Annotated in this window: 25 protein-coding genes, 2 pseudogenes and 1 riboswitch; of the genes and pseudogenes, 23 read left to right on the top strand and 4 right to left on the bottom strand. The window is 37.3% G+C overall.

The window, feature by feature from the left end; genetic code table 11:
- Positions 1-72: 72 nt before the first annotated feature.
- The 16 genes and pseudogenes from Q1B07_RS18445 (at position 73) to Q1B07_RS18370 (ending at position 15372) form a co-directional block, all read left to right on the top strand.
- Positions 73-831, top strand: a complete 759-nt coding sequence (locus Q1B07_RS18445; RefSeq protein WP_299092884.1) for a 3-oxoacyl-ACP reductase family protein — start codon at positions 73-75, stop codon at positions 829-831.
- A gap of 229 nt (positions 832-1060) precedes the next feature.
- Positions 1061-1771: a FadR/GntR family transcriptional regulator gene (locus Q1B07_RS18440; RefSeq protein WP_299092882.1), complete on the top strand. Its 711-nt coding sequence runs from the start codon at positions 1061-1063 to the stop codon at positions 1769-1771.
- A 728-nt stretch (positions 1772-2499) separates the two neighbouring features.
- Complete coding sequence (locus Q1B07_RS18435) at positions 2500-3612, top strand: GerAB/ArcD/ProY family transporter (RefSeq protein WP_299833245.1); 1113 nt, start codon at positions 2500-2502, stop codon at positions 3610-3612.
- Between the two features lie 491 nt (positions 3613-4103).
- On the top strand, positions 4104-4466 hold the full coding sequence (locus tag Q1B07_RS18430) for a GntR family transcriptional regulator (protein WP_299092880.1): 363 nt from the start codon (positions 4104-4106) through the stop codon (positions 4464-4466).
- Between the two features lie 15 nt (positions 4467-4481).
- Positions 4482-5171 (top strand): ABC transporter ATP-binding protein, encoded by a 690-nt coding sequence (locus tag Q1B07_RS18425; RefSeq protein ID WP_299092878.1) that lies wholly within the window; start codon positions 4482-4484, stop codon positions 5169-5171.
- The gene (locus tag Q1B07_RS18420) at positions 5168-5998 is read left to right on the top strand and encodes a hypothetical protein (RefSeq protein ID WP_299092876.1); all 831 of its coding nucleotides are present in this window, start codon (positions 5168-5170) and stop codon (positions 5996-5998) included. Before Q1B07_RS18425 ends, Q1B07_RS18420 begins: the two co-directional genes overlap by 4 nt.
- A 10-nt stretch (positions 5999-6008) precedes the next feature.
- Positions 6009-7256: a hypothetical protein gene (locus tag Q1B07_RS18415; RefSeq protein WP_299092875.1), complete on the top strand. Its 1248-nt coding sequence runs from the start codon at positions 6009-6011 to the stop codon at positions 7254-7256.
- Between the two features lie 46 nt (positions 7257-7302).
- Positions 7303-7563: a hypothetical protein gene (locus Q1B07_RS18410; protein WP_299092873.1), complete on the top strand. Its 261-nt coding sequence runs from the start codon at positions 7303-7305 to the stop codon at positions 7561-7563.
- A gap of 61 nt (positions 7564-7624) precedes the next feature.
- Complete coding sequence (locus tag Q1B07_RS18405) at positions 7625-7762, top strand: hypothetical protein (protein WP_299092872.1); 138 nt, start codon at positions 7625-7627, stop codon at positions 7760-7762.
- 233 nt (positions 7763-7995) lie between these two features.
- Positions 7996-8151: a hypothetical protein gene (locus Q1B07_RS18400; RefSeq protein ID WP_299092870.1), complete on the top strand. Its 156-nt coding sequence runs from the start codon at positions 7996-7998 to the stop codon at positions 8149-8151.
- Between the two features lie 266 nt (positions 8152-8417).
- On the top strand, positions 8418-8912 hold the full coding sequence (locus Q1B07_RS18395; RefSeq protein WP_299092868.1) for a hypothetical protein: 495 nt from the start codon (positions 8418-8420) through the stop codon (positions 8910-8912).
- Positions 8913-9302: 390 nt separating this feature from the next.
- Positions 9303-9782 (top strand): SRPBCC family protein, encoded by a 480-nt coding sequence (locus Q1B07_RS18390; protein ID WP_299092867.1) that lies wholly within the window; start codon positions 9303-9305, stop codon positions 9780-9782.
- A 575-nt stretch (positions 9783-10357) separates the two neighbouring features.
- Positions 10358-10459 (top strand): annotated as a pseudogene (locus Q1B07_RS18385) (carbohydrate ABC transporter permease); the annotation flags it as partial.
- A 340-nt stretch (positions 10460-10799) separates the two neighbouring features.
- Positions 10800-12149, top strand: a complete 1350-nt coding sequence (gene pbp4b, locus Q1B07_RS18380) for a penicillin binding protein PBP4B (protein WP_299092866.1) — start codon at positions 10800-10802, stop codon at positions 12147-12149.
- Positions 12150-12217: 68 nt separating this feature from the next.
- On the top strand, positions 12218-14119 hold the full coding sequence (locus tag Q1B07_RS18375) for a glycoside hydrolase family 3 protein (protein ID WP_299092912.1): 1902 nt from the start codon (positions 12218-12220) through the stop codon (positions 14117-14119).
- A gap of 14 nt (positions 14120-14133) precedes the next feature.
- Positions 14134-15372, top strand: a complete 1239-nt coding sequence (locus Q1B07_RS18370) for a DUF1343 domain-containing protein (protein WP_299092865.1) — start codon at positions 14134-14136, stop codon at positions 15370-15372.
- 114 nt (positions 15373-15486) lie between these two features.
- On the opposite strand, the gene Q1B07_RS18365 is transcribed toward Q1B07_RS18370, so the two are convergent.
- A complete protein-coding gene (locus tag Q1B07_RS18365) occupies positions 15487-15663 on the bottom strand; it encodes a hypothetical protein (protein ID WP_299092864.1) in 177 nt (58 codons plus the stop codon).
- Between the two features lie 221 nt (positions 15664-15884).
- Positions 15885-15983, top strand: a riboswitch (purine riboswitch).
- A gap of 103 nt (positions 15984-16086) precedes the next feature.
- Between Q1B07_RS18365 and Q1B07_RS18360 the strand changes: the two genes are divergently transcribed.
- The 3 genes from Q1B07_RS18360 (at position 16087) to Q1B07_RS18350 (ending at position 18683) form a co-directional block, all read left to right on the top strand.
- Positions 16087-16278: a hypothetical protein gene (locus Q1B07_RS18360; protein ID WP_299833239.1), complete on the top strand. Its 192-nt coding sequence runs from the start codon at positions 16087-16089 to the stop codon at positions 16276-16278.
- Positions 16262-17593, top strand: coding sequence for a 5'-deoxyadenosine deaminase (locus Q1B07_RS18355; RefSeq protein WP_299092862.1), 1332 nt, complete (start codon positions 16262-16264; stop codon positions 17591-17593). Before Q1B07_RS18360 ends, Q1B07_RS18355 begins: the two co-directional genes overlap by 17 nt.
- A gap of 226 nt (positions 17594-17819) precedes the next feature.
- Entirely contained in the window at positions 17820-18683 is an 864-nt protein-coding gene (locus Q1B07_RS18350) for an ATP-grasp fold amidoligase family protein (RefSeq protein WP_299092911.1), read from the top strand.
- 222 nt (positions 18684-18905) lie between these two features.
- On the opposite strand, the gene Q1B07_RS18345 is transcribed toward Q1B07_RS18350, so the two are convergent.
- On the bottom strand, positions 18906-19457 hold the full coding sequence (locus Q1B07_RS18345; protein WP_299092861.1) for a helix-turn-helix domain-containing protein: 552 nt from the start codon (positions 19455-19457) through the stop codon (positions 18906-18908).
- Between the two features lie 99 nt (positions 19458-19556).
- Between Q1B07_RS18345 and Q1B07_RS18340 the strand changes: the two genes are divergently transcribed.
- Together Q1B07_RS18340 and Q1B07_RS18335 are read left to right on the top strand one after the other, a co-directional pair.
- Entirely contained in the window at positions 19557-20282 is a 726-nt protein-coding gene (locus Q1B07_RS18340; protein WP_299092860.1) for an AzlC family ABC transporter permease, read from the top strand.
- Complete coding sequence (locus Q1B07_RS18335) at positions 20279-20602, top strand: AzlD domain-containing protein (RefSeq protein WP_299092858.1); 324 nt, start codon at positions 20279-20281, stop codon at positions 20600-20602. Before Q1B07_RS18340 ends, Q1B07_RS18335 begins: the two co-directional genes overlap by 4 nt.
- Positions 20603-21077: 475 nt before the next feature.
- Here the strand turns inward: Q1B07_RS18335 and Q1B07_RS18330 are convergent, their stop codons facing one another.
- Together Q1B07_RS18330 and Q1B07_RS18325 are read right to left on the bottom strand one after the other, a co-directional pair.
- Entirely contained in the window at positions 21078-22340 is a 1263-nt protein-coding gene (locus tag Q1B07_RS18330) for a SulP family inorganic anion transporter (RefSeq protein WP_299092909.1), read from the bottom strand.
- Between the two features lie 143 nt (positions 22341-22483).
- Entirely contained in the window at positions 22484-23080 is a 597-nt protein-coding gene (locus Q1B07_RS18325; protein WP_299092856.1) for a carbonic anhydrase, read from the bottom strand.
- Positions 23081-24163: 1083 nt separating this feature from the next.
- On the opposite strand from Q1B07_RS18325, the gene Q1B07_RS18320 reads away from it, so the two are divergent.
- Together Q1B07_RS18320 and Q1B07_RS18315 are read left to right on the top strand one after the other, a co-directional pair.
- A complete protein-coding gene (locus Q1B07_RS18320; RefSeq protein WP_299833238.1) occupies positions 24164-24835 on the top strand; it encodes a hypothetical protein in 672 nt (223 codons plus the stop codon).
- A 354-nt stretch (positions 24836-25189) separates the two neighbouring features.
- Positions 25190-25873 (top strand): annotated as a pseudogene (locus Q1B07_RS18315) (TerC family protein).
- The last annotated feature ends 152 nt before the right edge of the window (positions 25874-26025 follow it).

The raw sequence follows: 26025 nt of genomic DNA, 5'->3' as shown, positions 1-26025 counted from the left end.
GTATATTATCAAAACAGCTAAAGAATTGCTTGCATAATCATAACATTTTTTAAATCTGAGGAGAGAATAAGCATGTTTCAATTAAATGATCGAGTAGCAGTCGTTACAGGAAGCGGTTCAAAAAAAGGGATTGGACGTACCATTGCCCTAACACTTGCAAAACAGGGCGCAGCTATTGTAGTTGCTGATTTAAATGCAGATGGAATTCAAGATACTGTTTCTGCAATTCAGGAAGAAGGCGGAAAAGCATTAGGAGTAGAACTGAATGTAACGAGCAAAGAATCAGTTGATGCGATGGTTAAAAAAGTACTAGCGGAGTATGGACGTATTGACATTCTTGTTAATAATGCGGGGATTTCACAAAAAGTTACTGTTGAAGATATGACGCTTGAAGATATGACAAGAATCTTTAATGTCAACATGTTTGGATTATTCTTATGTACACAAGCTGTACTAGAAACGATGAAAAAACAAAAGTTTGGTAGAATTGTAAGTCTTTCCTCTGTATCTGCTAAACGAGGAGGAGGGGTATTCGGCGGGGCACACTATTCTGCATCTAAAGCTGCTGTATTAGGATTCTCTAAAAACTTAGCTCGTGAAGTTGCAACAGAGGGCATTACTGTTAACTGTGTTGCACCAGGTCTTATTAATACTGAGATTTGGAAATCACTTCCGGAAGAAGATGCGAAAAAAGTTATTTCGGCTATACCAATGGGCAGACCAGGTGAAACAGAAGAAATTGCATCAACCATTGCTTTCTTAGTTTCAGAAGAAGCTTCTTATATTACAGGTGAGGAAATCGATATTAACGGTGGGTCACATATGGATTAATTAGTCACTATTATGAAACAGGCATTCCAAAATGGGATGCCTGTTTTATGTATACACACATTGATTATCATCACATGATATTCTGATTAGGTATGCCCTATCCTTTACTTTTGGAGTCATAAGGTCATCGGTCTTATAGAGTCTATGTGGTTGCTATAAATGAAAGAAATCGGTATAATGATAACGTTTAAATAGTGTATTGAAAATAAGTAAATAATGATCGAAAGAAGTGGTTTACATTAAATTTAATCCAGTTTCTAGTAATAAATTATATGTCCAAATTTACAACCAAATTCTTTCAGAAATACAATCCGGTTCATTTGAAATAGGTGATAAACTCCCTGCTGAGAGAGAGCTTTGCGAACAGTTTGGTGTTAGTCGCGCTCCCATTAGACAAGCGCTTAGTGCACTAGAGTTAAATGGGTATATTTATTCCCGCCAAGGTGAAGGGGTTTATGTTAAAAGTAAACAATCAGCTTCTGAAAGTCAAAATTTAGCCATAATAGTAGAGGCCGTATCCCCGGAGGATATTGTCGAAGCAAGAATGAATATCGAGCCGCTTATAGTAAAATATGCAGCTCTCAGAGCCACAGAGGAGGATATTGAGGAACTGCGTTCTACTATTAAAAAGATGGAGGAAGAGACTGAGGCCGGAATCTATGTTCCTGAAACCGATGAAAAATTGCATAAAGGGATCGCAAAGGCTTCTCATAATGATTTATTTATTAATTTTATGGTAGCGATCAGCAATGCAATGGAACAGCAAAAAATGTGGAAATTTATTCGGGATCGTACGGTAACTCGACCTGATTATAGAGAAGTTAATTTTCATGAGCATAAATTACTTATAAAAGCGATAGAAGAACATAATGAAAAAGAAGCAGTCAAACTAATGACCGACCATATGCAAAACTTATATAATCGGTATTGGAAAGTTTAATAGTCCGCAAATTCCCCTATGGTAAACCTTTGCTATTCCTCGTTTTTAGAGGAATTATTTTTTTGCACTTTAAAAAGTATAATGGAGCGTAAAGGGAAAGCGACGTAGTGGCCAATTTTAAGTATAAAGGATAGGGGCAACTGCGCCTTTGCCTTCACCTTTCAGCGGGTTTCCTATCAGCTGAAAAATTAAAAACATCGCCTTATAATCAATCAAATGCTTTCTGTAAATTAAACACACGTTATGTACTGCTTGTTTGACATCCACCAGATAACCATTGAATCTTCCATAAGTTTTCAACCTTGTGTTAAATTATTTGTCCCTTTTCCATGTTTAAAGAGTATTCGGCTCATATTCTTGTTTCCTTTTTACTTCAAAATTAGCAAGTTTCTCGTAGTATTGAACTAAACCACTGTGATCAAGCTTTTCCTTTCCCTCTCCTTTTAACGTGTAGATCTATATAATAGAGATTCGAGACAAAATTGAGTTTTTAACTTCTTTTATTTAACAAGCGAAAAAAAGGGATATTTAATCCCTTTTAATTACCAATAACATCGCTTTTGGTGACTAGATTTGTATAGAGCATACATTCCTCGACCCTTAAAAGTATTGAGCATAGCAAAGTTGGGGAGGATGAATAACTAGATAAGAAGTATAAGCGCTCACTGTCAAACAAGTTTATAGATCAAACCATGTATTGAGATAAAGGAATGAGGGACCATTAGACAATGGAGAAAGCAAAAATTAGTGTTATTCAACTATTTGCCTTAATGTTTCTATTGGATATGGGGACTACACTGGTTGAAAGTCATGGAATATCCGCCCAAAAAGACGCATGGCTGGCCATTCTTTTAGGAATGTTCGGGGGAATTGTCTTATTTTTCATTTACTACTTTTTATTTCGTCAATATCCCAATTTACCCCTTACTGGACTTACTAGAAAAATATTTGGTAAATACCTGGGGTGGACCATTGGTCTGTTATACATTCTCTACTTTTTGATGATTGCTGCCGATAATGTACGTGACTTCGGGGATTTGCTGCTTACCTCGGCAATGACAGAAACACCGTTATTAGCAATCAATCTCTTGTTCGTTCTTACGATGTGTTATGTACTTTATCTAGGAATTGAAGTATTAGGGCGAACAGCAGAGGTCTTCATTGTTATTTTACTTGTGTTAGGAGCAATAGGGAATTTTTTCGTCCTTATTTCAGGTAATGTTGATCTTCATAATTTGCAGCCGTTTCTTGAAAATGGATGGAAACCAATCATAACTGCATTTCCAGAGACTAACAATGCTCCTTTTGGTCAAATGGTTGTCTTTATGATGCTGCTTCCTTATTTAAATCGTTCCGGATTAGTAAAAAAAGTATGGTTGTCTGCCTTAATTTCAAGTGGTCTTATCTTAAGTTGGACAATAAGTTTAAATGTCGCTGCTCTTGGTGTTGAAGAAGTGGAGAGATCTACGTTTCCTTTGTTATCAACCATTGGAAAAGTCAACCTTTTCGAGTTTATACAACGACTGGATGCTATTGTTGTTTTTACCTTATTAATTACGGTGTTTTTCAAAGCATCCATCTTTTTTTATGGTGCCTTAATTGGTATCGTAGATTTGTTCAAACTAAAAAATCATCAACAGATTATTTTACCAATTGGTTGTATTCTCCTTTATTGGTCAATGATTAGGGCATCCGATTTTTCAGAACACATTGAGGAAAGTAGTTATGTTGGCAGTTACGTTACTGTTTATTTTCATTTTGCTTTTCCATTGCTAATGCTGCTTGTTACCTTGATTCGCAATCATTTCAAAAAGAAAGTTAGATCCAAATCAAATGCATGATAATAGTTATAATGCTATATTCAAAAGCCATCGGGTTTAAACAAATACCGAGGGTTTTTTTTTGATTACTGATCATCGTTATGGTGACAACATACCCTTTTTTTATAATAAATGATTGAATAGCTCCTATCCCCCACCAATAGCAAAAACAATAGCTCTGTTGAATACAGCACCAGCAGATTTCACTCCGACTTTAACTTGAAAAGAATGTGCTTTTTCCATTCCAAACGTATCGTGAAATACATCCTTGATTAAAGAAACTTCTGTTATATTTTCATCTGCTAAACGATTTTCGAAATCAGTTTCTTAATGATTATGTTGACAGTTGAAGCTAAATGAAGATAAAATATACATATATTGGTGTATTGAAGTATTGATACACATTTTTGTTACTAGTGTATTATAAGTTTAATACACTAACTACATATTTTTTTATCAAGTGTGTATTAATTGGTTAGTACACTTGATAAAGGAATTTAGGAGTTGGGTTTATGAATTTTAATCATCGCGAACCTGTCTATGTACAAGTCATCCGCCATTTTAAAGAGCAGATTGCAACAGGACGACTTGAGTCGGGTCAAGAAATTCCGTCGCGCAGGGATTTGGCAAACAAGTTGAAAATTAATCCGAATACGGTTCAAAGAGCTTATAAAGAGATGGAGGAACAAGGTTTGATTTATACGGAACGAAATGTACCAAGTCGTATCACAAAAGATGAACAAGTTTTACGTGAAGTGAGAGAAGAACTTATTTTAAATGCTGTAGAATCCTTCATAACATCTATACGTTCTATTCAAGTTCCACTGGATGATGTTTTAGAACTAGTAAAACAAAAATATAAAAATGAACAATGAAATTGGGGGATCGAAATGATTGAACTTAAGAATATAGCGAAAAAATTTGGACGAAGGAAAGTTTTAGAGGGTGTTTCTTTTACTGCGAATAAAGGGGAAATAACTTGCTTAATTGGATTAAATGGTGCAGGTAAAACAACAATCTTAAATGCCATCATGGGATTAACTCCTATTCAAGATGGGGAGATTCTTATAAATGGAGAAAGAATACATAAAGAAAGCTACGAAAAAATTTGTTATATTCCAGATGCGATTACCATGTTACCACAAATGAAAATTTCAGAAGCGATGCAGTTTATGGATGATTTTTATTCTGGTTGGAATCAAAAAAGAGCAGATGATCTACTAGAGTTTTTTTCATTAAGCAAAAATGAACGGATTTCTAGGTTATCAAAAGGGAATGTCGCTAAAGTAAATATTCTTCTTGGCTTATCACTTGATGTAGATTTTATTTTAATGGATGAACCTTTTTCAGGAATCGATTTGTTTAGTCGTGAACAAATAGCAGATGTATTTACTAGCCATCTTGTAGAAAATCGCGGAGTGATTATTACAACACATGAAATTAATGATATTGAACATTTAATTGATAAGGTGATTTTATTAAATGATGGAACCGTTTTGAAAGAATTCCGAACAGAAGACGTTCGTGAAAATGAAGGGAAATCTGTCGTGGATGTCATGAGAGAGGTGTATCAAAGATGAGCAAGTATTTTAAGTTAGTCCATTTTGAATTTAATCGTTTTGCGAACATGTACTTTATTTTAATTGGGATCACTATTATTTCACAATTAATAGGCGCTTTTGTATCAGCAAAAAGTTATGTGAATACAGTCAATGAAATGATCTATCAGGGATCATTATCACAAGAGGAATTTCTTAATCAATATGGAAGCATGTCTTTGCAACAGATTATTGACAGTTTCTGGTTTGTAGGACCAATTGCTTTATGTATTGTAACATTATTAATTTATTTATTTTTTATTTGGTATCGCGATTGGATAGGAAAAAACACGTTCATTTACCGTCTATTAATGTTGCCAACTGCACGCATTCATCTTTATCTGGCGAAGGTAACCACTATTATGATCATGGTTTTTGGATTAATCGCATTACAACTATTATTACTGCCAGTTGAAAATAAGATCCTACAATTGATTGTCCCAGCTGATTTCAGAACAGATCTCACAGTGCATGAGACGTTTATGTATAACAGGTTTACGATTTTATTTCCGAAAACATTTATGGAGTTTTTCATTCATTATGGTATTGGTTTACTAGTTGTGATGGTTTTATTCACCGCAATCTTATTTGAACGAAGTTTTCGTTGGAAAGGAATTGCTCTTGCCGTTATCTATTGTTTGGTATCTGCTTTTGTTTTTCTTTCACCATTGCTTATACATACCTTTCTATTAGTCAATTATTTTTATCCTATTGAATTATTAGGACTAGAATTAATCACAGGACTAATTGTTATTGCGGGATCGATTTGGATGAGCCATTATTTATTGAAAAATAAAATAACAGTTTAGGAGAATGAACATGAATCGATATTGGAAGCTGATTTCAATTGTACTTATCACCGTTTTCGTAATTGGTTTCTTTTATATTCAATCAAGTACGGCGATGAGTAATAATCCGGAATTTATCATTGAAAAGGTGAGTGGGAGTGATGATGAAGGAAAGAAACTTAGTGTTTTTGGCGATTATATTACTCAAGGCATACACCAAGATACTGTTCGCATTGATGAACAGGAAACTATCTATACAAATGAACTCTCCTATATTGAAAGTTTAAACGGAGTATATAATACACCTGAAATAAAACAACTGCAACGGAATTATCGAAATTTCATGCGCGGAAAAGAATTAAATCCGACTTTGTTTTATGAGGACGAAGCTTATTTAGCTTATGCGAATATCGAAGGGGATTATTATGAACTAGATCATAGACAAAGTAATTTTACATTTGAAATTGAAGTGTTAGACAAAGAATCAAAGGAGGTTACATCAATAAACGAGACTCTACCAAAACAGAAAGAATATAGCTTTGCATATGTTGTTGATGTTCAAAAGCTCGATGACAAGCTAAAAGTACTTGTTCAGATAGAGTCAGCTATAAATCAAAGTTATGAGACTGTTGAAGAAATCCACATCTATACATTTGATCTTAAAAGTCAAACTTTAATTGGTGATGATATTGTCGTGTCTTCTGGCAGCAGTCAACAAAATGAGAATTCAACGATCTCGAATCGCCTGTCTATTTTTAATGATTTAGAAACTATTCAACCCCAACATTATCTGTTAATTGAGAAAGTAAAAGTCAAAGAAGTTCAAGAGGGTGATGAGTCCAGTACAGAAGAAATCGATCAAACATTTACGTTATATAATTATGAAACAAATGAGCAAAAAGAATTATTTAATGAAAAGCAACAAATGGATTTTGAGAATATTTATCTTTATGGTTCAACGATTTATTTTATAAATATAACTGCAAATGGTCTTGAAATCCTTCCATATCAAATAGAAAACGGGAAATTTTCCACAAAACAAACGATCGACATCAACATACCGGAACGATTGGACGAAAGCGGCTCTCCAACGATCAAACTCAAAAATAATAGGATGTATGTTGTCAGTCCTTATAAAGATTTAAAAACAGAGGCAGTCATATTGGTTGCTGATTTGAAAACATGGAAAACAGTATATGAAGGTGCAATTGAAGCAACAAATAGTAGTAAAAGCGAGGAAGATTACACGTTACGTATTAATTCTTTAAATATAGAATAAGGATCTTTTTCCTTCTAATTTATTTTTAAAAAGGAGAACATAATAATTGAAATTCTCTTTTGAAAAACAAATAGGTGATGTGATTATAGAAGCCGATACAACGGTTATGGGAGAAATTGTGGGCAATGTTGTCGTTTTATCAGGAGCTAAATTAGAGTTAATAGCTCCAGTGAAAGGGAACGTTACATTAATGAAGTTCTCCAAGGCTTTGATTAGAGGGCAAATAAGCGGAAATCTGTACGATGAAGGTGCTGAAATAGAAGAACTTGCAAGTAATGTGAAAGGACATATAATCCATAAAAGATAAACGTGGATATTTGGACAAGAAAACTTATGAAACCATATATAAAGATAAGGGAGGATTTTATATGGAATTTGTTTTTCTGCCATGGTTGTTAGGGATAGGAGGCGGAACTTTACTATTATCCCTGTTGCTATTATTATCTTCTAACAAATATACCAGAAAGAAGTTAAAAGAAATGGAACAAGAAGATACTTCATTTTAAAGAATTGCATTTATCATTAGCCGGTTTTATATGTGATGACTATAAAGAGGTTTAAGGATAGATGAACCAAGGGGCAGGTTAATGGAATAAAACACTGCAATATTTTGAGAGAAGGAACTAACCCTATTATAAAAAATGGGGTTAATTTTTTTGCTTCTCACCCAATCAAGTTGAACTTTAATCAAAAATGTGGTGAGCTATCCAGATTTATTTTAAACTCAGCAGATTAAGGTTTGGTACCGTTAATGATATGTTATAATTTCACAGTAGTTGGCAGCAGCATGATCTTACTCGCTCTGATCATATTAGGTGTTGCGATATGGAATATTAAAGAAGGAGTAAAACAATTAAAACGAAGTTTAGGTGGTGGAAGTGTTTATGAATCATAAAATACAAGAAAACTCATCCCCTGAAAGAGATGATGCTGCTTTTTGGTTCCCCGGGCGCTGGATCGGAGGCCTCTCCTTAATCATTGGACCGCTCTTATTACTAGCGGCCGCTCTTCTTAGGATACAATTTCATTTTTTCTATGATGCGCAGCTTGCTGCCTACGCCGATCATCCTGTACTCATCACTTCCGCCTACAGTTGCTTTGTGCTAGGTTGTCTCTTCCTCTGGCCTGGGATCATTCATTACCTTAGTAAGATTCATCGGCATGAAATATCCCGCTTTAGCAATTTGGGGCGGCATGGTTACAATCTTAGGGCTAATAGGCCGTGTTTTTCATGGCGGCATTGATCATATGGCCTTCCAACTCGTCAATGTACAAAGCCTTGATCTCGCAAAAAACGCAGTAAGCGACTCGTACCACGCATTCCATATCGTCCGTTATTTTAATGGCATGATGATGGTTGGCTGGATACTATTGGCAATCGGTGCTTACCGTTCACGCACATTAGGACTCATTCGCTCGGTAGGATTGGCCTCCATGTTCTTCCTACCCTTGGGCACCCTTAAAGGCACAAGATTCGAGTCTCCATTCCTGATACTTGGACTTTGTATAGCGTTAGTCCCGCTAGGTGTCAAAGTGTTGCGCGACGGCCCGCCTCCATCACGCAAAGCAATAATCTGGGCCATTGCATTCGTAGTGGGTGAGATTGTATTTATTGTACTTTCGATTCTCTTCCCAGAATTTATGCGGCGCTACTAATTATAGTTTCTTTATAAATTCACCTTAAATCCCGTATACTTTTTCTATATATCAAACATGTTTGGATCGAAATATCATTAAAAAACGCATTGAAAAAAGCTCATTTCTTGCTAATGTTGAAAAGAGGAATCAAGCAAGAGATAAATGGACGCAGGCATTAATTGAGATTGATACGCTTCTTGTAGAGATAAGTAAATAGTAGAGTGTTATCAAAAAAGATTGAAGCAAACACATCATGTGCAGATTACATATCCAACGTTAGTAAAAATCATACGCATTTTATTTCCAATTGACTTGAGTAACAGAATAATAGCTGTTAATATTTTATGATAATAAGCAAAGGAAGCGAACAAGCAATCTAAAAAAACATGGAACAAGGAGAAAAAAACAATGATTGAATACGGTACTTTCCATAAAACCGAAAGTCGTTACACTTTACGATTTGATCGTTTTTTGCCCCATCAAGAGGTTGAAAATGTCTGGCGAATCCTTACTGATCCTGTTCACTTTTCTAAGTGGTACCCATTTGCTACAGGGGAGATGGAACTTAAACTTGGTGGTATTATCTTTTTTGATGACGGTGAAGGTTCAACGTATGAAGGGATCATCACTGAGTTTGAACCTCCTCGAGTCTTTGCTTTCCGTGAGATTGATGACATCCTTCACATTGAATTGCAATCTGAAGATCAAGGATGCCGAATGATCTTCACTCACACTTTTGATGATCAATCCATGGCGGTCAATACTGCTGCCGGATGGCATCGATGTCTCGATGCCTTTGGGATGATAGTTGACGGTAAACCTGTCGAGTGGCCTGATAACTCAGCTGATTTGCGTAAAGCCTACAAAGATGCCTTTGACCTTAGCTAATCTGTTTCACCGTCTAATTTTACTATTATTGTACTAACGAAATACAGTTAGAATAAAATAATCAATCTTCGGCAATCGTGCACTTTTCCGCAACAGAGGACACTATAAAAGGGAAGTTTTTTTAAATGAAAAAAGAAAAACGAGCCTCTAGAATCGTTTCTAAGGCTCATTTGGCATACAGGGAGACACTTTTGCAGCATTAACTATTTGACCAGTCGAGTGCTTGGATAACTTTAAAAGAGGTTAACCGATTTACTATGATCAAACATCAATCTTTTACAAAAGAGCAAATAAAAGTCTTGAGTTATTTAAAATGGATATGTAAAATTGAGAAAATCAACTGGTGAGAAGTTCCTGTGTAAATTTCATGTTATATTTCCTCACATGTTTGTTTGGATATTTTAAAAAGAGTGATATTTTTGAATTCACAAAAGGTTCAGAAAAATTATGAGGAAATTACAATGAAAAACATCGGTCATTTCTCATTTTTAATATTAGTAGTAAGAGTCATCTTTTCAAAAAAAGCTCCTGTTTTATATTAATGATTTGAAATAAACACTCATATGATAAATTTGTTGAATGCTGCAGAAATTTTTATAGCGATGATCCCTGCATTAATTGTATATCCATTCCTGCAAAGGTTTTTCACTCATGGAATTGCATTACATTCTGGTTAAAGAATAATATTTTACTTGAGGCTGTCAAATTTGGCAGTCTCTTTTATTTTTCCTGACGTTGCCCCATGTAGAACAACACTATAACATGTTCTTCGTTTTGAAAATTCTATTTCAATACCGATAACATTAATTAAACTTGTTAAAAAGGATGTCGGTTCCTTAATGAGGTTGGTTAAACTATTTTTATACAATGTAAGTGTGACAAAAGCACCTTGTTTTTCAATTTTTGGGGTGCTACTATCAAGTTTATAAAATATAATTTTAATAAATATAAAATTTATTTAAAATTATATTTTAAAAATAAGGCGATGGATACATAAAATGGGGAGGGAGAAAAACAATGAAGAAATGGATTCGCTGCGTACTTTGTTCAGCTGTCGGGCTCTTATTGATCATGCCTTCAGCAGCGCTAGCGAAGTCAAATCAGGATGAAGCTGATCTCCATCAGGTTCTAGAAAAAGCTGCAAAGCCGGAGGATGTTGGGTTTTCCTCTGAAAAATTGGAAAAAGTCGATCAGTTAATTGAAAAAGAAGTGGCGGCTGGATTTCCTGGTGCATCCTTGATCGTCATTAAGGATGGGAAAATTGTAAAAAAGGAAAGCTACGGCTATAAACAAAAATTCGCAGGGCATACACCGTTGAAAAGGCCTCTTAAAATGAAGGACGTTACGATGTTTGACCTTGCATCAAACACGAAAATGTACGCGACAAATTTCGCCTTGCAGAAATTAGTTGCTGAAGGGAAGCTTGATCTATATGCACCTGTTCAGCAATATATTCCTGAGTTCAAGGACAAAGAAACCGATGTGATTAAAGGCAAGGATACACTGCGCATTATTGATGTGCTCCATCATACAGCAGGATTTACTCCTGATCCGCAATACCATAATCCGAAGGTTGCCAAGGACTTGTATTCACAAGAACGGGAAAAAACAATTAAGTTCTTGTCCGATACTCCGCTTATCTACGAACCTGGCACAAAAAATATTTACAGTGATGTCGATTATATGCTGTTAGGTGCCATTGTCGAGAAAATCACAGGACTGCCGTTGGATGTTTATGTTGAAAATGAAATCTATAAGCCGCTTAAATTGAAGCATACGATGTTTAATCCGCTGCAAAAAGGGTATAAACCAAAGGATTTTGCGGCAACGGAGCTGCTTGGAAATACGAGGGACGGGGTCATTGAGTTCCCGAATATTCGCACATACACCCTTCAAGGGGAAGTTCACGATGAAAAGGCTTACTACTCCATGGAAGGTGTATCGGGACACGCAGGCCTTTTTTCTACAACTAGTGATATAGCCGTACTTCTGCAAGTGATGCTAAATGGCGGAGGATATGGCGATCATACCTTTTTCGATCAGGACATCGTTAAAACATTTACTGAGCCATCTATGGTGAATCCTACTTATGGTCTTGGCTGGAGACTTAACCGCCATGACAGCATGGAATGGATGTTTGGCCCGCATGCAAGTAAAAGCGCTTACGGTCATACAGGCTGGACAGGTACGGTGACGATCATTGATCCTGAATTCGATTTAGGGATCGTCCTGCTGACAAACAAAAAGCATTCACCGCTTGTCAATCCTGAAAGTAATCCAAATCAGTTTATCGGTGACCTTTTTCAAACAGGAAGCTATGGAAGTGTTGTAACGGCAATTTATGAAGCGTTAGAGAAAAATAAGTAAAGTGAGAGGTGGATGTCACATTGAAGAAAAAGAAATGGTTATCGGCCGGGCTAGCGGCAGCCTTAGCGTTGACAGCATTTACAGGCTTTACGTCAGCAAAAGCAACCACTAAAGAAACAGCGGCAACTGATGTAAAGTCAATTGTGGAGGAGATGTCGCTAGAGGAGAAGGTTGGGCAAATGCTCATGCCGGATTTCCGAAATTGGCAAAAAGCTGGGGAAACCAAAGCAACCGGCTTTACGGAAATGAATGATGAGGTTGGAAGCATCATTGAAAAATACCATTTAGGCGGTGTGATTTTATTTGCTGAAAACGTGGTAGATACCGAGCAAACGGTAAAGCTTGTTGACGGGTTGCAGGAGGCTAGCAAGGACATTCCCTTGTTGATCACGATCGATCAGGAGGGCGGTATTGTAACCCGCCTGCAATCAGGGACAAATCTTCCTGGAAATATGGCCGTAGGAGCCACGCGAAATGAAAAATACGCCTATCAGACTGGGAAAATCATCGGAAAGGAATTAGCGGCATTAGGGATCAATGTTAATTTTGGTCCTGTTGTTGATGTTAACAATAACTCAGAAAATCCTGTTATTGGTGTTCGCTCCTTTAGCTCAAATCCGGAGCTTGTTGCAAAGCTTGGCATTCAAACGATAAAAGGGTTGCAAAGCCAGAATGTCGCAGCAACAACCAAGCATTTTCCGGGCCATGGCGATACCGCGGTAGATAGTCATTATGGACTTCCGCTTGTACCATATGAGAAGGAGAGGTTGCGTTCGGTTGAGCTCGTTCCGTTTCAACAGGCCATCGATGCGGGTGTTGATATGATGATGACAGCCCATGTTCAATTCCCTGCATTCGATGATACAACCTATATCAGCAAAAAGGACGGACAGGAAATCATGGTTCCGGCAACATTATCTAAAAAGGTCATAACAGGCCTGCTACGGGAAGAAATGGGCTTTAATGGTGTCGTCGTAACCGATGCGTTAAATATGAAAGCGATTGCTGATCATTTTGGGCAGGAAGAAGCGGTTGTTTTAGCCTTAAAATCAGGTGTGGATATCGCGCTGATGCCAGCACAAGTGACCTCGCTGGAAATGGAAGAGAATTTAGCATCAGTTTTTGAAGCAGTGAAGGGAGCAATTGAAACAGGAGAAATACCGCTGGAGCAGGTCGATCAATCGGTGGAAAGAATACTCGAGTTGAAAATCAAACGAGGCATCTATAAGCCTGGTGAAGACCGAGAAGATGCTCCGCTTGATGAGAAGATTGCCAACGCGATTCAAGTGATAGGAAATAAAAAGCATCTAAAGCAGGAAGAGAAAATGGCAGAGGATGCAGTGACCCTTATTAAAAATGAAGAAAAAACATTGCCTTTTAAACCGAAAAAGGGTGAGCGCATTTTAGTTCTTGCTCCGTTTGCCGATCAGGTTGAAGCAATGACAAGGAGCATTGAAGAAATCGCTGCTAAAAAGAAATGGAAGAATGTTGCGGTAACGGGCATGGACTTTTCCGGAAAAACAGTTGATGATGAAGTTCGTTCTCTTATTAATGAAGCTGACTATGTCATTACAGGTTCCTATGTTGTGAAAAACGACCCTGTCGTGAATGATGGGGTGATCGATGACAGCGTGCAGGATTCAAGCAAATGGGCAACCGCCTTTCCAAGAGCAGTGATGAAGGATGCCCAGGAAAAGAACAAGAAATTTGTGTTAATAAGTTTAAGAAATCCGTATGATGTGGCGAATTTTGAAGAAGCAAAGGCGGTGCTTGCTGTTTACGGATTTAAAGGCTTTTCAAATGACCGTTATAGACAACCGAATATTCCGGCGGGCATCGAAGTCATCTTTGGCGAAGCAAAACCGAAGGGAACATTGCCAGTAGATATCCCATCTGTCACAAATCCATCTGAGACGTTATATGAGTTTGGGCATGGCTTGCATCTTAATTCTTGCAAGGAATTAAACTAGGAGGGAGAGTTACGATGAAAAAGCTGCTTTTATTGATGGTAATTGGCATGTTGGTTTTAAGCATGGTTCCCTCTGCCAATGTATCAGCCTTGAAAGAAAAGAAAAAACAAAAGGTTACCCCTGGCGTTGAGGTGCTTTTAGGTGATCAGAAAGAATTATTAAAGGGGAAACGGGTTGGGCTGATTACAAATCCAACCGGAGTAGATTCAAAGTTAACGAGCATTGTCGATTTGCTGCATGAGGATCCGGACATTGAATTAACCGCTCTTTATGGACCTGAGCATGGGGTGCGCGGGGATGCGCAGGCTGGGGAATATGTTGACTTTTATGTGGATGAAAAGACGGGCCTGCCGGTTTACAGCCTGTATGGGCAAACGAGAAAGCCGACACCTGAAATGCTTGAAAACGTTGATGTTCTTGTCTTTGATATTCAAGATGTGGGCACACGTTATTACACGTATATTTACACAATGGCCTATGCGATGGAAGCAGCGAAAGAAAATGATATTCCATTTATCGTTCTTGACCGACCGAACCCTCAAGGCGGGCTTACGGTGGATGGGCCTGTGCTTGAGCCGGAATTCTCTTCCTTTGTGGGCTTATATCCGATCCCGCTCATCCATGGCATGACGGTGGGCGAGCTGGCAATGCTGTTCAACGAAGAATTTGACATTGGCGCAGATCTAAAGGTGGTAAAAATGAAGGGCTGGAAACGCTCAATGGATTATGATGAGACCGGGCTGCCATTTGTCTTGCCATCGCCCAACATGCCTACCGTGTCAACGACAATTGTTTATCCGGCAACAGGCTTAATCGAAGGAACAAATGTCTCTGAAGGAAGGGGAACGACAAAGCCATTCGAATTAATCGGCGCCCCATATATAAACAGTACAGAGCTAGCGGAAACATTAAATTCATTAGGCCTGCCCGGTGTCACATTCCGAGCTGCCTCCTTCACACCTGCTTTTTCAAAGCATGCGGGCAAGCTTAGCCATGGGGTGGAAATCTATGTCACGAACTGTGACACATTTAAAGCTGTGCCGACCGGCTTGCACATCATCAAGACGATCCATGATTTGTACCCAGATGACTTTGAATTTCTTGCAGTAAACAACTTTGGCCGCTTAATCGGCAATGACTGGGTAAGGACGATGATTGAAGAGGGAGCATCTGTTTCTGACATCGTGACTGAATATCAAGATGACCTCATACGTTTTAAGAAGATTCGTGAGCAGTATTTGATGTATAAATAAATACGTTGGGTTGTCTCAAGATAGGGTCAGTTCCTTTGGAGGAGCAGCCTGATTTAATCGTTTAGAAAGGGTTGAATCTATGTGATTCAGCCCTTTTATCGATATTTTGGAAAACTAATTCTTAAACATAACCCCGTTGTAGTAAACACTTTTCATTTGAAACTCCCCTTCGTTTCGCATCACGTCCATGATTAGCTTTAGCTGATTAACCGCGTCGACAATCCCATTTGCATTGAAAATAAGTTCACGTTTGCAATCGTTTGTTTCCACTGTGAATACATATTGTTTCAAAGTTAAACACCCCTTTTATGAACTCGGTATACTACTGATTTTAAGGGGAGTTTTCAAGGTAATCCATTAGGTTGTTCGTATTGCTTACACATTTTTTTCTATAGAAGGAACAAGCAATGTCTTTCCATACACCGAAAAGATGAAAAAATGGAAATTGTTAAAACATTAGGGAGAAAACCTAACGATGTTGTTGTATCAAGTTTTAAAGGCTACTATGATTAGGATTATAAAACTAATTTTCTCGTATAACCTTAATAATCGGATTAAGGGTCTCTACTAGAAACCGTAAATTTCTGGCTACGAGGAAAATTTGCTTAACAAGCATATTTTCCTCGTTGCTTTTTTTATCCTATACACGAAAGTGATTGAAATGGGATGACTCTAAAGAAGGCAGAAGCGGCATCAATTAAGAGGAATTTAGAAATGAAAGACATCATATTATATGTAACTGCCGGATTTGTCATCGGAGTTTTTTTAATCAATGAATTTACCATCTCGTTCGCAGCCAATTTTTGCAAGGAGCAGGGGATGTCGTGTCTATTTTGGCGGCAAGGTTATTGCGTGGATACCGTTTTATATGAAAATAGGGGGATATGTTATGAATCTACTAATTAAAAATGCAGAAATTGTGACGATGAATAAAGAGGAAGAAATCATGATAGGCGATCTTCACATCGTTGACGATATCATTATGAACATTGGTCCTAACCTAGAGGTTTCGCAACCTGATAAAATCATCGATGCAAAAGGAAAGACAGTTATCCCGGGCTTTGTCCAAACCCATATTCATCTATGCCAAACAATCTTCCGCGGCCAAGGTGATGACCTTGAATTAATGGACTGGTTAAAAAAGAGAATTTGGCCGTTAGAGGCTGCACATGATGAGGAATCAATCTATTATTCTGCCATGCTCGGAATTGGGGAGCTTATCCAGAGTGGAACGACAACGATTGTTGATATGGAGACTGTTCATCATACTGAATATGCTTTTAAAGCAATTGCAGAAAGCGGAATTAGAGCTTTGTCCGGGAAAGTAATGATGGACAAAGGCGATGAAGTGCCACTTCCATTGCAGGAGAAAACGGAAAACTCTATTAGAGAAAGTGTCGACCTCTTGGAAAAATGGCACAACTATGATAATGGCCGGATTAAATATGCGTTTTCTCCTAGATTTGTCGTGTCTTGTACGGAGAAGCTGCTTCGAGAAGTTCAATCTCTTTCAGAACACTATCATGTAATGGTTCATACACATGCCTCTGAAAACCTTGGAGAAATTGACATTGTTCAAAAGGAAACCGGAATGAGGAACATTGTGTATTTAGATCATTTAGGACTGGCGAATCCCCGCCTTATTCTTGCTCATTGTATATGGTTAGATGACGAGGAAAAGAAAATCATTCGAGAACGAGGTGTTCATGTTAGTCATTGTCCCGGCTCTAACTTGAAGTTAGCATCAGGTATAGCAGAAACTCCATATATGATATCGGAGCAAGTTTCCTTAAGTTTAGGTGCAGACGGAGCACCATGTAATAACAATCTAGACATGTTTAATGAAATGAGATTAGCAGCTCTCATTCAAAAACCTGCCCACGGTCCTACTGCAATGGATGCACATACCGTTTTTAAAATGGCAACGATCGGCGGGGCAAAAGCTGTTGGCATGGAAAATGAAATTGGCAGCATTGAGGTTGGGAAAAAGGCAGACTTAGCAATATTAAATTTGAATCATTTTCATACGTATCCCTCGTACGGCGTTGATCCCATTTCAAGAATTGTCTACTCTGCAACCCGTGCAGATGTGGAAACAACGATTATTAACGGTGAAATTGTGATGGAGAATGGTCTCTTAAAGACGATTAATAAAAGTATTGTGTTACATGAGGCAAATAATAGTATCAAGAGATTGTTGCAGAGAGCAAAAATGAAATAAATAGATTTAGATTAGCAAGTGAAAAATTTTTGTTTATTAACGAACCATTTCATAAAGGAATATCACCTATCAGGGGAGTATATATCTAGTAACGAACTAGGAAAAAAGCAATGCTTAACAATGTTATTTAGGCTGCCTGTAAGGTAAGCTGGCAGCCATTCATCGAGTTTATGTGTGTCCTTATTATTATAAATCAATAAATCAAGGAGTGCGGGTCTTGGAAAATGTGATCAATGTTAGAAGCTTAGACGCCAAAAAGGACTATTTCAATAAATATGGCTTGAAACGATTTATTGAATTTTATTTTCAGCACTACCATGGCTATCCATGTTCCCTGGACAATCCTCAGACATTATCAGAGAAAATCCAGTGGCTGAAGCTGCATGGAAACCTAGAACAGTTCTCACGTTTCGTTGACAAGTATAAGGTGAGAGAGTTTATTAAGAAGTCAGTTGGAAACGAGTATGTCATCCCTCTTTTGGGTGTTTATTCAAACTTCGAGGAAATGAACTTTGACAGGCTGCCAGAGCAATTTGTGCTTAAGGCCACACACGGTTCCGGGTGGAATGAGATTGTTTTGAATAAACGTGAGCTCGATTTAGCGGAATTGCAGCGGAAATGTGAAAATTGGCTTGCGACGAATTTTTATGATGTCAGCGGGGAGCCGAATTATCGGCCTCTTAAAGGGAGAATCATTGTTGAAACCTATATTGGAGAAGTAGGCCGTGATTTAAAAGATTACAAGTTTTTCTGCTTTCATGGCGAGCCATTCTTTATCCAGGTTGATAGCGAGAGGTTTGACGGGCATAAGCGGGATCTGTTTACAACCGAATGGGAGCCATTGGACTTTCGGCTGCTCTACCCGAAGTCAGAGGAACCACTTGAGAAGCCTGCCCTGTTGAAAGAAATGATGGCGATTGCTAAAGCGCTTTCGAAGGATTTCCCTCTTGTTCGAGTTGATTTGTATCAAACATCTGATCGGATCTATTTTGGGGAACTGACCTTTACACCGGGAAGCGGGTTTATTGCTTACGATCCGAGGGAGTATGACCTTTACTATGGAGGGAAATTGGATCTATCCAGGTATTAAGGGTGGTAAAGATGTTTGAAAGAAGTAGTATTTCTTCTAATGATATCTTCAGTTGGAATGTCGTGACCACCATTTTTGACTCTCATTGCAACCCTTTCGATGTTTTACATTACGGAGAGCATATTCTTGAAGATCACTTTTGAAGAGATGAAAAAATAAAGTAACGGAAGGTTAGTTGAATGAAAGTTGCGTATTGTTTACACAACTTTTCATTCAATTATATTAATCAGGATAAAAAATAATTATGTAGAATCTAACCAGTTTATCTGTTGGATTTATATAAATGTGTTCAGTATTTGCATTAAATTTAAGAGTTTCATCAGCATTTAATTCAAACTTCTCTCCTTGAATATCAAGTGTAAGTGTTCCTCGTTGTAAAAGTACATATTCCTCCCCTAGATGCTTTTCAGATACATGACTAAAACCAGGTTTTAAGTCTACAGTGAAAATTTCAAACTTTTTTTCTGGATGATAAGGGAAGATAGAATATACAAGATAATTTCCATCATTATCAATTACTGGATTAAGTTCATTAATATTTATCTTTTCAATTTGCGGCTTATCATTTTCCTTTAAAAATGCTGAAAAAGATACTTGTAACCCATTTGCAATTTTCCAAAGAGTGGTGACAGTTGGATTTGATTTTCCATTTTCAATTTGAGCTAACATCGCTTTACTAACTCCAGTCAGTTCTGCTACCTTATCTAAGCTCAATCCTCGCGTTTTTCTCATTTGGGCAAGATTATTAGCTATAACCTCTTGAATGAATTCCATAAAAAATCTCCTTGACTCTTTTTTATGTTTATTATAACATACACGCATACAGCATAACAGACGAACGTTTAACATAACAGACTAAAAGGTGGTGCAACTATGAATGAATTAGCAAACGAAATAAACAGCGAAGAAATTCTCCCTACATTTTCTCAAGGAGTAAAAGATTGTATTCCTACTTTAATTGGTTATATCAGCATTGGAATTGCTGCGGGAATTGTTGGAGCTTCATCAAATCTAAGTATTTTAGAAGTAACTCTTTTATCGGCATTAGTTTATGCTGGTGCATCTCAATTTATTATTTGTGCACTGTTAGTATCAGGAAGTCCTATTTCAGTCATTTTATTTACAACTTTCATAGTAAATCTGAGGAATTTTTTATTAAGTATGACATTGGCTCCCCACTTTACAAAATATTCTTTAACGAAAAATATCGGGATTGGAGCTCTTGTAACAGATGAGTCATTTGGTGTAGCCGTTAATAAAATGGCTAAAAGAGAAATTATTAATGCTCAATGGATGAATGGACTAAATGTAACGGCCTATATATTCTGGATTTTATCTTGTATGTTAGGTGCTATCTTTGGTAAATGGATTTCAAATCCAGAAGCATTTGGATTAGATTTCTCTTTAACAGCTATGTTTTTGGCATTGCTTGTTTTACAATTGCAAAATATTGATCATGGTAGATTGAAGTTTTATCTATCATTAATTGTTTATGTAGTTTTATTGATGCTGGTTCTATGTATGCTTGTTCCATCTTATATAGCAATCATCTTATCGACAATAATCGTTGCAACGATTGGAGTGGTAAAAGACAAATGAGTATTAATTTATCCGTTTTATTAGTCATTTTAGGGTGTGCTATTGTAACCTTTATTCCGAGAATTATTCCATTTATCGTTATAAGAAATATTGAGCTCCCGAAAATTGTGGTCAAATGGCTCTCATTTATTCCTATTTGTATTTTTGCTGCACTAATCGTTGATAACTTTATCATCGAAAATGAATCATTATTATCGATTGATTGGAGTGTTCTTGCTGCTATTATACCAACTCTTATTGTAGCCATATGGACGAAGAGTTTGTCCGTTACAGTTACAGCGGGCATCGTATGTATGGCTACTGTTAGGTTTTTGTTTTAATATGAGCCAGTTTACTACGGATAAACTAAAAGGGTATCTGATACAGGCAGGAGATCACTTAAAACCTTCAAGTTTAGGGCATAGAGTTCTTTGCATTAAATCACTATTTTAAATGGACACATGATGAAGGATTAATTCCTAGAACCCTACTTCTAAATTAAAAGAGTAAAATTTTGGTAAAAGAATTTCGGAATTTCTTTCTTGTAGATATGTGCGCAGATCATAGGATGAATGATCATACTTTTTTATAAAAAAATGTATAGAGCTTCACAAAGAATGAACCCGTTTTGATCAATCTTTTTTCAAAACAGGTTCTTTTTCTTTAACGTAAAATGCGGGTTTGCGAGGTTATTTTTGATCACTCTTTATTTTAAAGCTGCACTTATGGTGCGACAAGAAGTTGCATTCGTACAGTGTAGCTTACGCAAGGATGCCCCTCGCTTATCCGGCTTAAACATTGGTCATATCAAGTCCGTTAACTGGCCTTCTCTAATTGAGTTCGATTATTTTTCATTCTCTCTTTAAGATAGAGTAAGAAAGAAAAGCATAATCCGGCTCCAATTCCCGTTGTTAAATTAGTGAAGACTGTCAACAAAAAGGTAATCATTAACACCAATGAATGTCCCGATTTTTCTTTTAGGATACTAGCAAATTGTTCCTTTTTACATATCTTCCATGACACTACCATCAAAACCGGAGCTAGGCTTGCAAGCGCAACATGTGAAGCAAAGGGTGCAAGTAATACCAATACTAATAAAACAAATAAAGCATGTGTGATTCCCGCAATAGGTGAAGAGGCGCCATTCTTAATATTTGTTACAGTTCGTGCTACCTCTCCTGCTGCCGGAATTCCATAAAATAAAGGTGTAACCATGTTTACAATTCCTTGACCAATTAGCTCTTTTTTACTGTTATGCTTTGTACAAGTCATTTCATCCGCAACTCGAGCCGTTAACAAAGACTGTAATCCTATAAGGATGGCAATAACAATGGAAGATGGCAAAAGAGCCAGGATTTTTTCTATGGTCACCTCAGGAAAATGAGGTATAGGGAATTGATTTGGTATTTTCCCATAAATCGAACCGATTGTTTCAATTTGAGTTGAAAAGAAAAAGGACGAAGCTAGACTTGAGACAAGGATTCCGAATAAATAGGAAAGACCTCCTGCTTTTGGAAAAAAACGCAGCACAGCCAAAATAATGAGCAAACAAAGCAGTGCAGTGATGATACTAAAGAGGCCTACTTGGTGAATGTTGCTGAAAATTTCCCTCATATTCAAATGGAAATATTCGTGTTTCTCAATCGTATGTAGTCCTAGAAAATTGGGGATTTGTCCGCTGAAAATAATGACCGCAATACCAGACTGGAAACCAATAATAATAGACTTGGGGAAAAATTCAATTAAGCTTCCAACCTTGCATAGCCCAAAGATGATAAGTAATATACCCGCCATAAACCCGGAAATTAATAGGTTTTCATATCCAAATTGCAAAACAATTCCGAGTAAAACGGGAACAAAAGCACCGGTAGGCCCACCAATTTGAAATCTGGATCCACCTAAAATCGATATCAGCAAACCGGCCACAATCGTTGTATAAAGCCCCGTGACGGGAGCTACTCCAGAAGCAATAGCAAACCCTAATCCCAAAGGAATAGCTATAATTCCAACAACGATACCCGATAACATATCTTTTTTTAAGTTTTGTAAGGAATATCCTCCGAACGCTTCTAAGTTCATAGACACTGCTATCCTCCCATTTGAAATAGTTAAAAGGTGATTATGCTATATAAAACTGAATTGAGTTAATACAAGTAAATTTCAGTAATGCTCCAGGGGTTTTCCGGAATCTGCTTCTTGAAGAAATCAATATAGCGTTCCCTTTACATACTGGCTGGTTCTGTTTTCTTAGCGTTGGCATCGTTATATCCATCCACGATGAGATCCAATTTCCCCGTTACAGGACAGATAACCATACCATGAACAGCAATCTTGTCTGGCATTAATGGGTGATTTTTGATTAAATGAACGCTATTTTGGACACTCTTCTCCACGCATTGAAAACCCGTCAGCCATTTGGATACATCAATGCCGGCATTCATTAAAGTTTCAATCCGATTTTTGCTAACCCCATTTTGTTTTGCGGCTTCAAGAACGGAGGAAGGTTCAAGGCCGACCATTCCGCATCCGTGATGTCCAATCACACATACTTCTTCAGCTCCTAATTCGTAAATAGATACAAGAATACTTCGCATAATGCTGCCAAAGGGATGGGATATTACAGCGCCGGCGTTTTTGATCATTTTTGCGTCACCGTTTTTTAAACCGAGCGCTTTTGGGAGCAGCTCCAGCAAACGGGTATCCATGCAGGTTAGAATCACCATTTTTTTATCTGGATACTTTGTTGTTTGAAATTCTTCATAACCATGTTGATCAACAAAAGTCTTGTTATACTTTAGAATGTTAGAAATAATAGACATTGATTTTCTCCTTCCTTCCCATTACATTTTTTTGCTAAAACTATGATTCTATCGTCATCTTTTCCTAATGTGGCGCTATTTGGTATGTGCTAAAACTTTCTTTACCATCCCATCTTAGAATGGTTAAATTAAATTCATATAAGGGGTAGATTAGAAAATAATTAGAAAATAATGAGAATTTAATTGCTTTCTCAGATGACCAAATGAACATTCTCCTTTCTAAAATCTTTTGGAAGATAGTTAAAAATTTAATATGTAAATTTGGAGAAATTGTGTATTTTATCATTTTGATTCTTTTAACCTAATTGATTTGTAAAAATTGAGACTATCGTTTCTTATTGGTATTATTCTCTAGCCCTTTTTCAAAGATAAGTACTAGAACTATGGTCATCTATTTTGAAACCTAATTATCCTGTGTTATGACACGAGATCTGGAAACATACGAAATGGCCAAGGCCTTCTTAAGAAAGCGCTTGGCTTTTTCACATGTATTCATCATTAGTTAACATAACACTGATTGGAAGCAATCAAAAATCATCAGATTTTATACGAATCTGATGATTTTTTTGCACTTTAAGTATAAATTGGCAGCGAAAAAGGGGCGGTATTGTCAACACCTTTCCTATCTGTTATGAATAAAGCGATTGCTCAAATCACTGAATTTTGAAATAATTGTATAAGAAATAGGGAAGGATCGTGTAATGAAACTTTGAAGTGATAACGAAAACCGGAAGGGGCTGTGTATATGATTGAAAATAATTTGAACTGTCCATGCGGGTGCCAGAATTCTCACGCCCTATTGTTATCTAAAGAGGTTGTTTCGACCCGTTATAGTACTTACACTTATATCTATCGATGTTCCATATGTCAGACACTCTTTATGTTGCTTGATCGTGGGGAAGATCAGAAAAAATGGCTTCGTGTAGGGGAGTATGATTCAGCTTTTCCATTCGTAGTGTTCAGTGCGAAAAAGGCAAAGCAATTCGGATTCCGAATACATCCGTTGATCTTAACCCTATGTGGTCACCGGACGGAAAGAAAATCGCTTTTACATCTCGAAGGGACAAGTATATTCAGATTTACGTGATGAATGCGGACGGGTCGGATCAAATTCTGCTCACCGACCCTTCGTTCAAAAACTTTGATCCTACGTGGTCGCCGGATGGAAAGAAAATTGCTTTCACATCTACTAGAGAAAGAATGTCTCAGATTTACATAATGAATGCGGATGGATCGAATCAGACCCCTCTCACCCATGATTCGGCCAATAACAAAGAGCCAGCATGGTCCCCAGACGGGAAGAAGATCGCCTTTGTATCCGACCGTGAAGGAAAGGACCGAATTTATGTGATGAATGCCGATGGAACCGGTCAGATCCGCCTTCTTTCCAAGCCCTCGGGCTCTTATAAAGATGCTAGTCCCGCGTGGTCGCCGGACGGGGAGAAGATTGTATTTTGCCGTTCAACAGGCGGTCTCTACGGGAAGTATAATATTTATGTCATGAATTTGGATGGAACCTGTGAGACATGCCTGATCGATCAATCAGCAGACGACTATGTATGCAGTCCTGATGGAGATAAGAACGATTATGATCCGGCATGGTCGCCGGATGGACAGAGAATTATCTTTGCATCCACTCGGAACGGGATCGAGAACATCTATGTGATGAATGCGGACGGAACAAATCAGACCCGTCTCACTCATTCACAAGGAAATGACACCTCTCCTGCGTGGTCTCCATATATTCGTTCTTAAATGAATAAGATTTTTCTATTAAAGGGTGCATCTCTCTAATAGAAATGAGTCTATCTATAAAAAGTATTGTTCATTTGTAAGTTTGATCAAAAGTCCTGTATTGGTATGCAGGATTTTTTTTGTTTTGCAATCGGGCCTCCGATAATTGAATAAGTGACGTGAAAAACTAAGTAAAATTAAATAGGCTAAGTTAAAGTACAGTTTTATTGAAGAAGGGATTTTGTTACAAGCAATCGGATACTTTATTAACCTAGTGAATTATTATACAATTAAAGTATACTTCCATTTCCTTATACATCAGAAATTAGCAATAAGATAAATGGAGAAAATAGAAAGAATAAAGGTGGTTTTCAAGTGGACGGTAGTGCTTTTATACTTAATCTTTTAGAAATCCTTGTCATCAATATCGTTTTAAGATGAGATAACGCTGTTGTCATTGCGCTAGCTTGTCGTAATTTACCGGAACAATATAAAAAGAAGGCAGTATTTTTCGGTACTTTTGGAGCGATTGCGCTAAGGGTAGCTTTAACGTTTGCGGCCGTATATTTATTAATGATTCCTTACTTAAATTTTATAGGCGGATTATTGCTTCTGTGGATTGCAGTGAAGCTATTAAAAGGTGAAGAAGAGGGAGACATTGCAGCGAATTCAAACCTTATGGGAGCTATAAAAACGATTATTATTGCGGATTTGGTCATGAGTTTGGATAATGTTGTCGCTGTGGCAGGTGCAGCGAACGGAAACATTCTGTTGATTATACTTGGTTTAGTGATCAGCATTCCATTAATTATTTGGGGAAGTCAGATCTTAATGACAATTATGGAGAAATTCCCTATTATTGTCATGATTGGAGCTGGATTATTAGGATATACTGCTGGTGAAATGATCTTAAAAGATAAGGCTGTTGGACATGTCCTAGAGGGAATCAATCATACCCTTCACTTTGCCATCCCGATTATCCTAGCTATTTTAGTTATTATAATTGGTAAATTTAGCGAACATTTAGCAAAGGAAAAGGGGACTGTCGGCGCGCGCTAAAATGCAAAATGAAATTAGAGGTTTTATTGGAGGTTGAGAAATCGAAATGGTTACTTGGCCTCCTTTGCTTTTTTGTTTTTCATTTTTATACCCATTCCTTTCGCTTCGCTCAAGGCACAAAACGTAATGAAATAAGTTTTGTACCTCGAGCG

Origin of the sequence: uncultured Metabacillus sp. (assembly GCF_947503125.1) — a bacterium.
In the GTDB taxonomy this organism is placed as follows: Bacteria; Bacillota; Bacilli; order Bacillales; family Bacillaceae; genus Metabacillus.
The sequence above is the reverse complement of the archived record's forward strand: the minus strand, read 5'-3'. Positions and strand labels throughout refer to the sequence as shown.